This window comes from Paenibacillus sp. FSL H8-0260, from assembly GCF_045040625.1.
GTDB classification, from domain to species: domain Bacteria; phylum Bacillota; class Bacilli; order Paenibacillales; family Paenibacillaceae; genus Paenibacillus_AQ; species Paenibacillus_AQ odorifer.
The window spans coordinates 4,113,150-4,126,072 of record NZ_CP150298.1; the positions used below are offsets into that span (position 1 = coordinate 4,113,150).

General features: G+C 44.4%; 14 protein-coding genes. 2 read left to right on the forward strand and 12 right to left on the reverse strand.

Annotated features, from left to right (window positions below):
• Positions 1 to 52 precede the first annotated feature (52 nt).
• The 7 genes from MHI51_RS18250 to MHI51_RS18280 form a co-directional block, all read right to left on the reverse strand.
• Positions 53 to 1,363, reverse strand: coding sequence for a glycosyltransferase family 4 protein (locus tag MHI51_RS18250; RefSeq protein ID WP_405173162.1), 1,311 nt, complete (start codon positions 1,361 to 1,363; stop codon positions 53 to 55).
• Positions 1,311 to 2,537 carry an O-antigen ligase gene (locus MHI51_RS18255; protein ID WP_076194873.1) on the reverse strand — a complete coding sequence of 409 codons (1,227 nt, stop codon included), beginning with the start codon at positions 2,535 to 2,537 and terminating at the stop codon, positions 1,311 to 1,313. The genes MHI51_RS18250 and MHI51_RS18255 overlap by 53 nt, the downstream gene beginning before the upstream one ends.
• Before the next feature lie 76 nt (positions 2,538 to 2,613).
• The gene (locus MHI51_RS18260; RefSeq protein ID WP_076194869.1) at positions 2,614 to 3,849 is read right to left on the reverse strand and encodes an oligosaccharide flippase family protein; all 1,236 of its coding nucleotides are present in this window, start codon (positions 3,847 to 3,849) and stop codon (positions 2,614 to 2,616) included.
• Between the two features lie 5 nt (positions 3,850 to 3,854).
• Positions 3,855 to 4,562: a CpsD/CapB family tyrosine-protein kinase gene (locus tag MHI51_RS18265; RefSeq protein WP_405173163.1), complete on the reverse strand. Its 708-nt coding sequence runs from the start codon at positions 4,560 to 4,562 to the stop codon at positions 3,855 to 3,857.
• A complete protein-coding gene (locus MHI51_RS18270; RefSeq protein ID WP_076219899.1) occupies positions 4,510 to 5,268 on the reverse strand; it encodes a YveK family protein in 759 nt (252 codons plus the stop codon). Before MHI51_RS18270 ends, MHI51_RS18265 begins: the two co-directional genes overlap by 53 nt.
• Before the next feature lie 251 nt (positions 5,269 to 5,519).
• The gene (locus MHI51_RS18275) at positions 5,520 to 6,482 is read right to left on the reverse strand and encodes a permease prefix domain 1-containing protein (RefSeq protein WP_076219900.1); all 963 of its coding nucleotides are present in this window, start codon (positions 6,480 to 6,482) and stop codon (positions 5,520 to 5,522) included.
• A 6-nt stretch (positions 6,483 to 6,488) separates the two neighbouring features.
• A complete protein-coding gene (locus MHI51_RS18280; RefSeq protein ID WP_076129753.1) occupies positions 6,489 to 6,815 on the reverse strand; it encodes a PadR family transcriptional regulator in 327 nt (108 codons plus the stop codon).
• 1,230 nt (positions 6,816 to 8,045) lie between these two features.
• On the opposite strand from MHI51_RS18280, the gene MHI51_RS18285 reads away from it, so the two are divergent.
• The gene (locus tag MHI51_RS18285; protein WP_405173164.1) at positions 8,046 to 8,255 is read left to right on the forward strand and encodes a hypothetical protein; all 210 of its coding nucleotides are present in this window, start codon (positions 8,046 to 8,048) and stop codon (positions 8,253 to 8,255) included.
• Positions 8,256 to 8,304: 49 nt separating this feature from the next.
• Here the strand turns inward: MHI51_RS18285 and MHI51_RS18290 are convergent, their stop codons facing one another.
• Positions 8,305 to 9,090 carry an SDR family oxidoreductase gene (locus MHI51_RS18290; RefSeq protein WP_076277776.1) on the reverse strand — a complete coding sequence of 262 codons (786 nt, stop codon included), beginning with the start codon at positions 9,088 to 9,090 and terminating at the stop codon, positions 8,305 to 8,307.
• Positions 9,091 to 9,289: 199 nt separating this feature from the next.
• Here MHI51_RS18290 and MHI51_RS18295 point away from each other — a divergent pair, with 199 nt between their 5' ends.
• Positions 9,290 to 9,943 (forward strand): TetR/AcrR family transcriptional regulator, encoded by a 654-nt coding sequence (locus tag MHI51_RS18295; RefSeq protein ID WP_076277777.1) that lies wholly within the window; start codon positions 9,290 to 9,292, stop codon positions 9,941 to 9,943.
• A gap of 139 nt (positions 9,944 to 10,082) precedes the next feature.
• Here the strand turns inward: MHI51_RS18295 and MHI51_RS18300 are convergent, their stop codons facing one another.
• From MHI51_RS18300 to MHI51_RS18315, 4 genes are all read right to left on the reverse strand, one after another.
• A complete protein-coding gene (locus MHI51_RS18300) occupies positions 10,083 to 10,898 on the reverse strand; it encodes an ABC transporter permease (protein ID WP_038574573.1) in 816 nt (271 codons plus the stop codon).
• A 2-nt stretch (positions 10,899 to 10,900) separates the two neighbouring features.
• Positions 10,901 to 11,932 carry an ATP-binding cassette domain-containing protein gene (locus tag MHI51_RS18305; RefSeq protein ID WP_076129855.1) on the reverse strand — a complete coding sequence of 344 codons (1,032 nt, stop codon included), beginning with the start codon at positions 11,930 to 11,932 and terminating at the stop codon, positions 10,901 to 10,903.
• A 109-nt stretch (positions 11,933 to 12,041) separates the two neighbouring features.
• Entirely contained in the window at positions 12,042 to 12,374 is a 333-nt protein-coding gene (locus MHI51_RS18310) for a helix-turn-helix transcriptional regulator (protein ID WP_076182444.1), read from the reverse strand.
• Between the two features lies 1 nt (position 12,375).
• Positions 12,376 to 12,798 (reverse strand): SRPBCC domain-containing protein, encoded by a 423-nt coding sequence (locus tag MHI51_RS18315; RefSeq protein WP_076129854.1) that lies wholly within the window; start codon positions 12,796 to 12,798, stop codon positions 12,376 to 12,378.
• Positions 12,799 to 12,923 lie beyond the last annotated feature (125 nt).

Genomic DNA, 12,923 nt, shown 5'->3' on the forward strand with positions numbered 1-12,923 from the left:
TAATTAACTAATTATTCGTTTATTCGTTTGTTGTCGTATATGCGAGAATGAATTATCTATCTGCTGTCAGACCCGTTTGTAATTCAGACGGAAATGGCTTTATCCCTGGTTCTTTCAGCGCTTCTATATAAATCGAGTCCATTTCACGAAGCACCGCTGGCAATCCATAGCGAATAATCCTGTCCTTGTTCGCCTTACCCATTGCTGCGGTCAAAGCTGCGTCCGCTCGCAGTTGAACCAGTGCTTTTGCCGTAGCGGCAATATCATCTACTGGAACCAACATGCCCGTTGACTCATGCTCAATCAAATCGCGAATGCCCCGAATATGTGTGCCGATCACGGGTTTGCCTGCTGCCATCGCCTCCATAATCGCCCGGGGTAACCCCTCACGATAAGACACAAGTGCCGCAACATCACACGCTTGTAGCAAATCCGGTATATCTCTTCGGAACCCCAGAAAATGCACCTGATCCCTAACCTCTAACCGAGTAGCAAGTTCTATAAGGGTTTGCTCGAAAGGACCTGTACCTGCGAATGCTAGATGAATATCGCTTGCTTGATCACCCAAATGATGTAGTGCTTCGATCAACTGTTTTTGGTTCTTGTTAGCATTTAACTCAGCGACGCAGAGAACAACGAATGAAGGATTATCATTGTCACTCTTAGGTAAATCAAATAGCTGGTGACGACTTTCCCCCATCATTTTTGCAATTTCATTATCCCCCTCACCGCTACCGTATACCTGAAGATCAAGCCCGACTCCGCTCACATAAGTTACTTTTTTTCGGACAGGGAATTTCTGAGCACGCTCATAATCTTCACTATTAATGGTGATCAGTACATCCGTCCAACGTGCCATCAAATACTCCAACGGATAATAAAGCATCCAGTTCAGAAAAGGAGCACCTTTAAAAAAATGAAAACCATGAGCTGTATACAATACGCTAGGGACACCTGCTCTATGGGCTGCAATCCGTCCGAGAATCGAAGCCACTGGTGTATGTACATGGACGAACTGAAATTTTTCCGCTTGGAAGCTTTTCGTTAAGATCCGCAGAGCCGTCCAATTCTTCAACTGTAAAGGACTTCGTTGTATAGGTACGTCGTGACATACAATTCCCCGCTGTTCCAAGCGCTGTCTGGCTTCGCCCGGCTGAGCGTAAGCATGGACTTCACACCCTTTTTGCAGCAATAACACCATGTAAGGTAAATGAAAACTCTCGAAATGCCCATATATGGAGGCTACAAAAGCAACCTTTGCTTGTAAGCCACCCTCAGCTGGAATACTCCCGATGTCCTTACTTGAGCTTTTATTGAGGTTGCTCTGCTCGTTGTCGAAGCTTGCGCCCAGTTGACCGTTCAACGTGTTGGGTTCGATAGGGCATCTCTCCTTTCAGGTTTTTGTCTGTTAACCGGATGCAAGCTCCGTTCATCGCCATCATGAACCACCAATACCGCTGGAATAACGCCTCAATACCCATCGATAACCCAATCATCGCCGCATGGGACAACAGCAATGCCATAATAATTGGCCTATGAATGGGATCTGCTGCACGATAAGAACGGATACCCACAATGAAGAACCAAATCATAAATCCTCCATATACAATCAAGCCCAATAAGCCGAATTCAGTCAAAAACCATATTGGCGTGTTGTGGATAATAATGCGCAGTTCGTAATTATAGGAACCAAGCCCAATGCCTAATAATGGACTTTGTGCGATCCAATCCACCGCTTTGTCAATGATGTCAAGACGCGACTGGATCTGGGAAGGTCTGCTGGACATAGACTCCAGCACATTTAGATAAGCGGTGCCTTTATACAGCAGCAGAGCTATAAAAGCTACACCAAACCCCATTCCGATCTTGAGCAGTCTGGAAGGTTTGGTAATCAAAAGTGTAAGTAATACAAGGAAGAGACCAATCCATGACGAGCGCGAGAAAGTCATCATAATGCCCCCGGCTAAGCTTATCGTCGCTAGTATGCTGACCCATCCCCGCAGCAGCTTTATCTTCTCCCCACTCGTCATGATATGAATGGCAAAAGCCGTCACCAGCAATCCCCCGTATGCATTGGGATCAATTAACATGCCGGACAACCGCCCGTCTTGCACCATAAACGGAACCTTTACTCCGCTGAAAAAAGCGAATAGGGCAACACCATTTAAGAGCAGCACACTGATCAGGAAAAATCGGAGCATCTTATATAACCGTTCCCAGCTATCTACGGCTTGCACAAGCATGATGTAGGTCAACAATAGGAGTATGAATCCAATATCTTTTTGCAGTAAGGCGTATTGGGTTATGAAGCCGTTGCGCCAAATGGATACAAAGGAAGCTAGAACAAAAATGAACAACATGCCCCAATGCCATGAACTGAATATCCTCCGGTCCAATTTGAGATGGAATCCAGCGGCAAACAAACCTAACATTAAGAAGAGATCCGACGGGGCGATACGGAAGGCTCCACCAAAATCAAACTGTGCCGGAAGGCATATGATATACCCCATGACCGCAAACAGAAATAAATTATGCATGGTGTAGGGCTTCCCTACAACAGATACAGATGTCATACAAGTCCCTACTTTCCTACTTTCCTATAAAACAAAGAACTTATGCTGCCGCTTCCGACTGTTCCCGATTTCTTACCTTTCCGATGACACGATACAGCACAACTACACTGCCAATCATCTGTACAAATAACGACGAACTAGCTCCCATCGCAGCACCTACTACCCCGTAATGAGGTACGAAGATCAGACAACATAAGCCATTAGTGAATGCTGTGCACAGAAACAATGGAATCTGGGCTTTGTACCTTCCGGTAGCCGTTATGGCGTACCACAGGTAGGATGAAATAAATACCAGCATGGTGGACGCCAGCAGCCAATGAAACAACCCTAACTCTCCTGCCACGTCTGAACTGAATAATAAGGTTAACAGCTTGTGTCCAAACAACCACCCTATCAAACAAGCGACCGAACTAAAACCCAAACCCATCGCTATCATTCGGCTGAGTAAAGTGACAAACTCCTTGTGTCTCCCGGCTGAATGCCACCTGGCAAGACGTGGTGTTATGGCTTCACCAAGTGCGGTGACGACAACATTACAGGCAACAATCATATATGAGAGTGAAGCATAAATACCTAAGTCATGCTCCCCTTTAAAATAGGAAATCGCGTATAATGGGATATTCGTATTTAACGACATCAACGCCAACACCACGCCTAGCGGTGAACTGACGATCAGTAAACTCCATAGGCTTCTTTTGTTGAAGAGTGGCCTGAGAGAAGTGTATATTCTCGCTTTACGAGCATCATATCCAATCGTTATCGCTAACCATCCGATAATCATGACTAACAAGGCAAGAATAAGGCTCTGTGTAGGGATAAATACGAGGATGAAGATTAGAATGGAGAATAACCCTTTTGCCATTCTGGAGATTGAGATTTGATCTAATCTCTCCTCCTTTTGAACGATGCCTAATAAAATATCACTGATTGATTCAACGATTCTATACAGACCGATGAAGAAAATAACCAATGCTGTATTCCAATCCAAACCACTCATTATGCAAAAACCTGCGGTAATCGTAAACGCAAGGGCGGTTGTTATCAGCCGTAAGCCCAGAAAGTCTCCAAAACTGTATTTCCCCGATGAATCAACGATTAATACGGAACGAAGATGTAGATGCGACAGCATAAAGATCGGAGCAGTAACTGCAAGCCCTAGCGAATATTGCCCCACGATTGCCGATGACCCGAATTTATTCAGCAGGATCACAATCACAAACTGAGCACCAGCGTAAGTGATATTCCCGAGCAAATAACGAAGAGAAGCAAATGACATAGACGTCAGACCATTCCTGAAGAAGAGGCCCACTCGGCAAAATCTTCACCACGAATCTTGGAACGCCTGCTCTTTTTCCGATAATTCAATACGGCTCCCAGTAAATGTGCTCCCTGCTGCTCTAACAAGTGCTTGGCAGAACTCGTGTGCTTTAAGAGCACTTTTCCGGATTTCACAACTAGCAATACCCCCTCAGTCATCGTTGCCAAAATAAGGGCATCCGAAAATGGCATTAATACAGAAGATGAGTCGATGACAATCGTATCAAAACGCACGCTCAGCTCTGCAAACAATCGCTTCATTCCTTCAGAGCCTAATAATTCAGCGGGATTTGGTGAAATCGGACCAGAGGTCAATACTGACAAACCTTCTGCGTCCTCAATAGAAATAATGCAATCCTCTAAGCGGGTATGATCCACTAAGATACTGCTAAGCCCGATCCAATTAGGCAGATCAAATGCCTTATGCACCGTTGGCGTACGTAGATCCCCATCAATGAGTAGAACTGACTTACCAGCTTCCGCCATGGCAATCGCCAGGTTTATGGCTACCGTTGATTTCCCTTCATCCGGAAGCGAGCTTGTGACTAATAAAGAGCGGATCTCTCCACCAACGCGGGTATAACGAATATTGGAGCGTATGCTTCGGAATTGATCTCCGTTAGATGACTTCGGTTGTTCCAGGCAATATAATATTGGCGTTTTCTTCTTCATAACTTGTGGCTCCTTCTGCTGATTTGGTTTTCGCTTTATTCCGCCGTTTACGTGGCTTCAATTTGCCCACGGTTCCCAGAAGCGGAAGCTGCAAATCAAGCTGAATATCTTTGGCACTTCTCACGGGTTTCTCCATCAATTCCCGGAGGATAGAGATTGCGATCCCGGTAATCAGCGCCAATCCGAAGGCAACAGCCATATTGAAGACCGGCTTAGGTGAGACAGGATCAGAAGGAACCTTGGCACGGTCGAGAAATACAACATTCTCCACTCCCATAATCGATTGAATATTCGCATTAAAGGCTTCTCCAAAGCCATTCGCAATATCTGTTGCCCGTTGAGCTTTTGAATTGGTCACAATTACCGTTGTTACGAGTGATTCACTATTGGTTCTTGTCTTCACATTTTTGAGTAACTCTTCCGCTGTCATTTTTAGCTGCAGCGTTCTGACAACCTCTTCCGCTATCCTGCTGCTTCGAATGATCTCCCCGTAAGTGGTTACCAGCTTTTGTCCGGCCATAATGTCATTAATTGCTTTCTGCTGCCTGTCCCCTTGAATAAGTATAGAAGCTGTCGCCTCGTATTTCGGCTGTAAAACGTAATAGCTAACACTACCAGCTAGCCCGACTGCAGCGATACATAATACAATAATGAACAGCAGCCTACGTTTTACTAGTTTCAAAATGCTGCCCAGTTCGAATTCCATCGATCATTTCTCCTAACTAGTTAATGTATTGTCGCCTCTTTAACAAGATTATTGTTGTATATTCATATTCTCCTTCTCTCAACATATGTCCAAGTCCGTACTTAAAATTTAAATGTCAAAATATTAAAGGGCTCATTTAGCTCACCTGTTAAAATCCAACAAAAAAAGGCATTCTTCCAGCGAAATCTACTGGTAGAATACCTTACATATAGTCTAACTAGTTCAGGAATGTACAAGTGCAGTCAACACCATCAGGAGATATCTTTACGTTTCAGAACATGATGAACATTGCTTAACATGCCGGATAGAACTCCAGCAATTGGGAATACAGCCCAATTGACGTCCCAGCGCCCATAGACAAAACCCGTGAACAGAAAAATCGCCGTCGCCAAAGGCCATAATACAGCCCCAACAACTCCAACAAATCGGTTCTCTTCCTGCTTCTCTGCAGTGATATTCGGCTCCTCCAGCAACTTCGTATAAGTACCCTGGATATTCCCGTAATAGATGAACAAAAACACCGCCACAGCTGCAATAAACAGAAAAACAGCGACTCCATAGGGAGCATAGTCATCGTTGACATAGCTAGTGGTAAAGATAAAAGCCGGCGACAGCACGCATAGGCAGACTCCTGTAATCAGAGAAAGACGGTAAGTCGGAGCATAAAGACTTTGGCTCCGTTGAAGCGCCATCTTTAGAGCATAAGGCAGCTGAAAGCCTTGCTCCAGACTCTTAAAGCGATCCAGCTTCATTCCGCTGTGTATAAACATCCCGACCGCGATAGCGACCAGCACGAACATTCCGACCAGCCCCAGCATAGAACCTTTATCACTCATAACAGCCTTATTTTCAAATATTGTATCCAGGGTGATCAAAAACGCCACTCCGCATGCGCAGAGAAAAACGCCGATACCCGTCCATAATCCAGCGCTTCGTCTAGCCGCCGCATAAGCGTAAACCTCTTCTTCCGTCAGCACCGGAATAGCCTGTTCTGGCGCAACTGGATTGATGCCAAGCTCTGCTGTCAGTTCTTCAATATTGCCGAATTCCGATATGACGATACCAATCGCCTCATTCTCCGACTTGCCAGCAAGCTTCAGCTCCAGGTACTTCTCCTCCATCCCTGATAGCAGCTCTTGCTTCAGATGTTCCAGTTCCGGAGTCTTTGGCAGACCCGCAAACATATTATCCAGATATACTATGATCGTCTCCATGCTCTATCACCACTCCTTGATAAATTGGTTTACAACTTGCTGTGTAACCTTCCATTCCTCACATTTTTCTCGGTAATAGGCGAGACCCAAAGGGGTAATCCGGTAATACGTACGCCGCTTGCCAAGACTCTCATCCAGATAAAAGGATTCTATATATCCGTTTTTCTCCAGTCGGGTGAAGGCAGAATATAACGTTGTCTCCTTCATGACATATTTCTCCTGCGTTAACTGCCTGATATTTTTGGAAATCTCGTACCCGTAAGATTCCCCGTCCAGCAGCATGTATAGGATCATCGTATCATTGTAACCGCGTATAACATCACTGCTGATCAAAAATATCCCCCCATGATTACTTCATCTGTCGTAGTAGTTGCAGTATAACATAATTACTACGACAGATGAAGTAGTTAATGGAAAAATAGGCCAACATAATTTGAGGACCGAACCTTCCTTGATTAAATCACAATTGCTGTCTGCGCATGACGTAGCTTCCAATATGAGGTTAGGTATACGAAGGTGCAGGCCAGTAGTGTTTGCGGGGACGATGGTGTTTACTAGTAGGCTGTTTGCGAAGGCGGGGTGTTTACCAATTGGTTGTTTGCAGGACGATTTACTAGTAGGCTGTTTGCGAAGTCGATGGTGTTCTCCAATTGGCTGTTTGCAGGACGATGGTGTTTACTAGTAGGCTGTGTGCATAGACGGTGACGTTTACCTACTCTTAGTTTGGCGGATGAGGTACTATCGGACTCAGTTGGCGTTATTCGAGGCATTTTACTACTTTTCAGGTTCTATCGGACCCCAATGCACCTATTGGCGCACAAAACATCATATTTAGGGCCCTTTCTAGGGAATAGCTGCACTGGAGTCCGAAACTGCGCTGGAACTGCGAAAAACATACTAATAACGCCATTGGGGTCCGTTAGCCTTCCTTGCCCCATTATCTATTGAAGCAACAAACCAACGCTGGTTTGTTTTCCTTTTTATTGAACCTTAATACAATAAGGCTGACTGCAAGAACATAGGTGTTTACTTCCCCTTACTTTGCCGGACGAGCTACTATCGGACTCAGTTGACCTTATTCGCAGAAATCCCCCATTTTGCTGATCCTATCGGACCCCAATGCACCTATTGGCGCACAAAACATCATATTTAGGGCCCTTTCTAGGGAATAGCTGCACTGGAGTCCGAAACTACGCTGGAACTGCGAAAAACATACTAATAGTGTCATTGGGGTCCGTTAGCCTTGCTTGCCCCATTATCTATTGAAGCAACAAACCAACGCTGGTTTGTTTTCCTTTTTATTGAACCTTAATACATTAGTTAGTTAATTACCCTGGACGAGATACTATCGGACTCAGTTGACCTTATTCGCAGAAATTCCCCACTTTTCTGATCCTATCGGACCCTAATGCACCTATTGGCGCACAAATCACCATTTTCGAGCCCACTTCTAGGGAATAGCTGCACTGGAGTCCGAAACTACGCTAGAACTGCGAAAACATGCTAATAACATCATCTGGGTCCGTACCACGGTGGATGATTATGAGTCGGCGATGTGATTAGATGTATATTGTTGATGTTGGTGATGATGTTGTTGATGTTGGTGATGATGTTGTTGTTGTTGGTGGTGATGGTGATGTTGATGTTGATGTTGATGTTGATGTTGATGATGTAAATTCAAGCGAACGGAGTCAAAGTCAGCAAGTCAAAACACAAAACAGCGGTTCTCCCATATTGGGGAGAACCGCTGTTTTGTTGTTTTTTTATAATTAAAATACTTGATCATTGCTAACGAATACACCAACTTGAATACGTTGACCTATTAATGTCGTGTACGGAGCATGCGTCCAACAAAATAAAGCATTTGTTTTCGTGTGAAAAAACGTGACATTTGAGCAGAAATATAGTTTGTAAATCCTGGGACAGCAAATACTTTTTTAGCCTGAAGTGACCGAAGAGCCACTTGAACGACATTTTCTGGAGTGTCTCGTTTGCCTACCGAAGCCTCATCGGCTCCCACGACATTAAAAAATTCTGTTTCCGTAGCCCCCGGACATAACGCAAGAAATTGTACGCCCCGTTTCCGATTTTCCTCCCATAGCGCTTGAGTAAATGATAATACAAAAGCTTTTGTCGCTCCATATACAGCCATATTAGGGAGAGGTTGAAATGCAGCTGTTGATGCAACGTTTAAAATCACTCCACTTTTTCTATTTAACATCTCTGGCAAAAACAAATGGGTCAGATCTACAACCGCCAAAACATTTAGCATCACTTCTTCATGTTGTCTCGAACCAGATAGTTGTTCAAAAAGCCCATGCGTAGCAAAACCTGCATTATTAATAAGAATATCAACGTTCAAGCCACGTTCTACACATTGTTGATAGAGCCTGTCAGGGGAACCTTCTTGAGATAAATCAGCAACTAGAACCTCCGCTTGAATTTGAAATTCTCGTTTTAATTTTTCCGCTAAAGCAATCAGTTTATCTTCAGAACGGGCGACTAAAATTAAGTGACTTCCTTTGGCTGCAAGTTCTCGAGCAAACGCTTCACCTATCCCCGAAGAAGCTCCGGTAATCAACGTCCATTTATTTTGAATTGTAATCATTGCTATCCTCTCTCCCTTTAACGACCATTTAGAAACAGTGTTTCAATAAGAATCATTGTATCCAAGTGAGGTTGTGTTGTCAAATAAAGTTCTACACATTTAATTATTGGCTATTTCTCTTCTACATCAGTAAAATAAGGGTTAGAAATAACGGCTATCTAAAAAAAGCTAAAGTAAAGTTCTAAGGAAGTGAAACTACATGCAAAAATCGTCCAAAATATCTTCTATAGATGCTGAATCCGTTACAACCTACCCAAAAGCAAAGCAACGGCATGCGGAAATATTAAGACTGAACATTATCGAAGCCGCTGCGGCCATTATGCATGAATCTGGACCCGAAGGTGTAACCATCCGTAAGGTTGCTGAAAAAATGGAATGTCCCACAAAAATCATTTATAACTTGTTTGGAAACAAGGAAGGTTTAGCTAAGGAGCTTTTTCTGCAAGGGTGTAAATTGTTGGCTGCTGCCTTTCAAGCGGTTCCAAAACAAGACAATCTAAATTTATATCTTCGCGAGCTTGGACAAGCTTATTGGGATTTCTCACGGAATCATACTAGCTATTATATGGTTATGTTCGGAGGAGCCTTTAGCGAATTCAAACCGGAGGAGGAAAGCTTACATGCTATCTTTACGGCACTACAACAAGTGATAGCCCTTATTACAGCAGCCATCGAACAAGGATTTATTAACGAAAAAGACCCTCTGCTTGTTGTGAACCTGGTGTGGGCGTCATTGCATGGCGTCATTCATCTGCATTTAGGGGGACATATTCAAAATGAGGAAACGGCTAAAATATTGTATGATAGATCGGTCTCCAATTTAATTCATACCTTCTTTAAAAAAGATAATTAATTCTAAAAGGCCTCTTTGCAAGTCCCTACTCAATAAATTCAAGCCGTAATCTTGGGATATCCTTAGATCACGGCTTTTTTAACATGCTAAAAAAACACAAAAAAAACGGCATTTCTGCCGCTTTTCTTCTTCTCTCTAATTATGTCCGGCGCATATATGCACGCACAGTAATAGGTGCAAAAATTGCAACAATCACAGCGGCTCCGATAAGTGAGATAGCGAAATCCCAGCCTACGGTTCCAGAGTTAGCAAGCTCACGGACAGCTGACACAAGATGCGAGATTGGATTGACTTTGACAAACCATTGCAGCCAGTTAGGCATCGTATCTACAGGCACGAAGGCGTTGGATAGAAACGTGAGTGGGAACAACACAATCATTGATATCCCTTGTACGCTGGAAGCGGTTCGGGCAATCACACCAAAGAAAGCGAAAATCCAGCTAATCGACCAGGAGCAGACAATAACCAAAAGCGCAGCAATTGCGACATGCTCCAGACCGCCATCAGGTCGGTAACCCATAATATAGCCCATGACAAAAGTAAGCACAGTAGCGATCGTATATCGAATCGTATCTGCCAACAAAGCTCCGGCTAATGGGGCTATACGGGCAATCGGCAATGACTTAAAGCGGTCAAACACCCCTTTATCCATGTCTTCCCGCAGTTGGACACCAGTGACGATGGAGGTCGTGATTACAGTCTGCACTAGAATACCAGGAATAATAACGGGCAAATAGCTCACTACATCTCCTGATATGGCTCCACCAAAAATATAAGTAAACATTAGTGTGAAAATAATTGGCTGCAGCGTTACGTCGAACAATTGCTCGGGTGTGCGACGTATTTTCAATATCCCGCGATAAGCCATCGTTAACGAGTTACGAACAGATTGTTTGAAGCTCGTATGGTTTTTCAATTGTCGGGTCGCACCTGGACTAATAGTAGAAGTTCTCATACTCATGCTCTTGCTGCCTCCTTATTCATTGATTCTTGTGATGCTTGGGATGCCTCATCTGTAACTCCATGGCCAGTGATCGTCAAAAACACTTCATCAAGCGTCGGTTTCTGCACACTCATCTCCGCGAGTGGAATCCCCGCTTCGCGGAGTGCAATAAGCAAATCAGTGACTAAATCAGCGTTCGCCATCGGTGCAGTAATTTTTCCAGCCTCATTCGGCACAATAGACTGGATATGCAGCACATGTTCCACAATCCGGCGCGCTTGAGCGATATCTTTAAGATTTTGGACTTTTAAGTGCAGCGAGGTGGTGCCCACTGAAGCTTTTAGCTCATCCACGGTGCCTTCTGCAACGACATGGCCATGATCAATAACTGCAATGCGGTCTGCCAGCTGATCGGCTTCCTCAAGATACTGTGTAGTTAACAGCACTGTTGATCCTGTGTTCACCAACCGACGAATGGTATCCCACATTTGCGAACGTGTCCGTGGGTCCAGACCTGTTGTTGGTTCATCCAAAAAGATAAGCGGGGGCTGGGCAATCAGACTCGCTGCAAGATCCAGACGTCGGCGCATACCGCCAGAGAAATTTCGAAGCGGCCGTTTCGCTGCCTCCGTCAGACCAAACTCTTCTAACAACTCCGCTGCCTTTTGCCGCGCCTCTGCCCGCCCTAACCCTAAAAGACGTGAAAAGATAATCAGATTCTCTGTAGCACTAAGTGACTCATCCACAGAAGCATATTGTCCCGTAACCCCTATCAATTGCCGGACAATCTGCGACTCCTTTACCACATCATGCCCGAAGATTCGCGCCGACCCCGCATCCGGGCGAAGTAACGTAGCCAGCATCCGAATTACTGTCGTCTTTCCTGCCCCATTGGGACCAAGAACGCCGTAAATCGTGCCTGCCTTAACGTTCAGATTTACTCCATCAACTGCGCGATTGTCACCAAACGTTTTGACGAGCCCACGCGCTTCGACGGCCCAATCTCCAGGGTTGGGCTCAATTATTTTTTTGCGTTCATTTACCATTACAATTCCTCCAACGTTTTAGTTTGTATTGTGATGGTAACTCCCTTTTATAAACTGAATTTAAACAACACAAAAAACCGGGGAGCGCGATCTCACGCCACCCGGCTTATCACTTCTCGTCTGAGTCAGACTCAACATATTCTTTAAGCGCAAACAATTTATTAGCCCAGTAACCTTCAAAAAAGGCAAGCCAATCTTGCAGCTCCAGCAAAGGTTCTGGCTGAAGCTTATACCGGGTCTCCCGTCCGACTTTCTGACTGCTAACAAGCTGCGCATCGGACAATACCTGTAAATGCTTATTAACAGCGGTTCGGCTGATCGGGTAGCAATCCGTAATAGATGCTATAGACATTTCCTTATTAGCGAGCAGCTTGAGCAGACTGCGGCGGGTAGGATCTGCTATCGCTTGAAATACATCATGTCCTGCTTCAGCAACCGGCATATTAAGCCTCGATATAAGCAGGAAGTTTTTCTTGGACGATTTTTTCCCAGCCGCTATTCATAAAGCCGCGTACGATTGGATGTGGTTGTCCAAATTCAGTAACTTTTTCAGGGTCCCATCCAGAATGAATCAAGGTAAATTCAGTTTTCCCTTCGATTTCTTTCAGTTCAAAAGCAAGATGCCAATCCTTCCCCCAATTAAAACCAACACGATTCGGAGGATCAACTTCAGTTACTTTACAAGGAGAATCTCCGAATTGTCCAGCATGCAGGATGAATTCATGCCCAACAACAGGCTCAAATGTACTAGGCATCCACCAGGCTGCCATTCCTTCTGCCGTGGCAACAGCTTTCCAAACCTTTTCTATTGGCGCATTTAGTAAAATCGTTTGACGAATTTCTTGTAAGGGTTCTTGAGTTTGCATAATAAATAGCCTCCAGCATTCATTTAATATAACACCTTTTGGGTTCACTTTTCATTATAACACCTTTAGGTGTTATGTAAATTTACAGATTTCCCTAATTCTCCGTTCGTTATTCAACGTCTCAA

Excerpts from the sequence above, each read along its gene's own strand:
- MHI51_RS18315 (WP_076129854.1), bottom strand. The coding sequence starts at position 12,798 with ATGCAAACTCAAGAACCCTTACAAGAAATTCGTCAAACGATTTTACTA.
- MHI51_RS18265 (WP_405173163.1), bottom strand. The coding sequence starts at position 4,562 with ATGAAGAAGAAAACGCCAATATTATATTGCCTGGAACAACCGAAGTCA.
- MHI51_RS18290 (WP_076277776.1), bottom strand. The coding sequence starts at position 9,090 with ATGATTACAATTCAAAATAAATGGACGTTGATTACCGGAGCTTCTTCG.
- MHI51_RS18295 (WP_076277777.1), top strand. The coding sequence starts at position 9,290 with ATGCAAAAATCGTCCAAAATATCTTCTATAGATGCTGAATCCGTTACA.
- MHI51_RS18270 (WP_076219899.1), bottom strand. The coding sequence starts at position 5,268 with ATGGAATTCGAACTGGGCAGCATTTTGAAACTAGTAAAACGTAGGCTG.
- MHI51_RS18285 (WP_405173164.1), top strand. The coding sequence starts at position 8,046 with ATGTATATTGTTGATGTTGGTGATGATGTTGTTGATGTTGGTGATGAT.
- MHI51_RS18260 (WP_076194869.1), bottom strand. The coding sequence starts at position 3,849 with ATGTCATTTGCTTCTCTTCGTTATTTGCTCGGGAATATCACTTACGCT.
- MHI51_RS18300 (WP_038574573.1), bottom strand. The coding sequence starts at position 10,898 with ATGAGAACTTCTACTATTAGTCCAGGTGCGACCCGACAATTGAAAAAC.
- MHI51_RS18275 (WP_076219900.1), bottom strand. The coding sequence starts at position 6,482 with ATGGAGACGATCATAGTATATCTGGATAATATGTTTGCGGGTCTGCCA.
- MHI51_RS18310 (WP_076182444.1), bottom strand. The coding sequence starts at position 12,374 with ATGCCGGTTGCTGAAGCAGGACATGATGTATTTCAAGCGATAGCAGAT.
- MHI51_RS18255 (WP_076194873.1), bottom strand. The coding sequence starts at position 2,537 with ATGCATAATTTATTTCTGTTTGCGGTCATGGGGTATATCATATGCCTT.
- MHI51_RS18305 (WP_076129855.1), bottom strand. The coding sequence starts at position 11,932 with ATGGTAAATGAACGCAAAAAAATAATTGAGCCCAACCCTGGAGATTGG.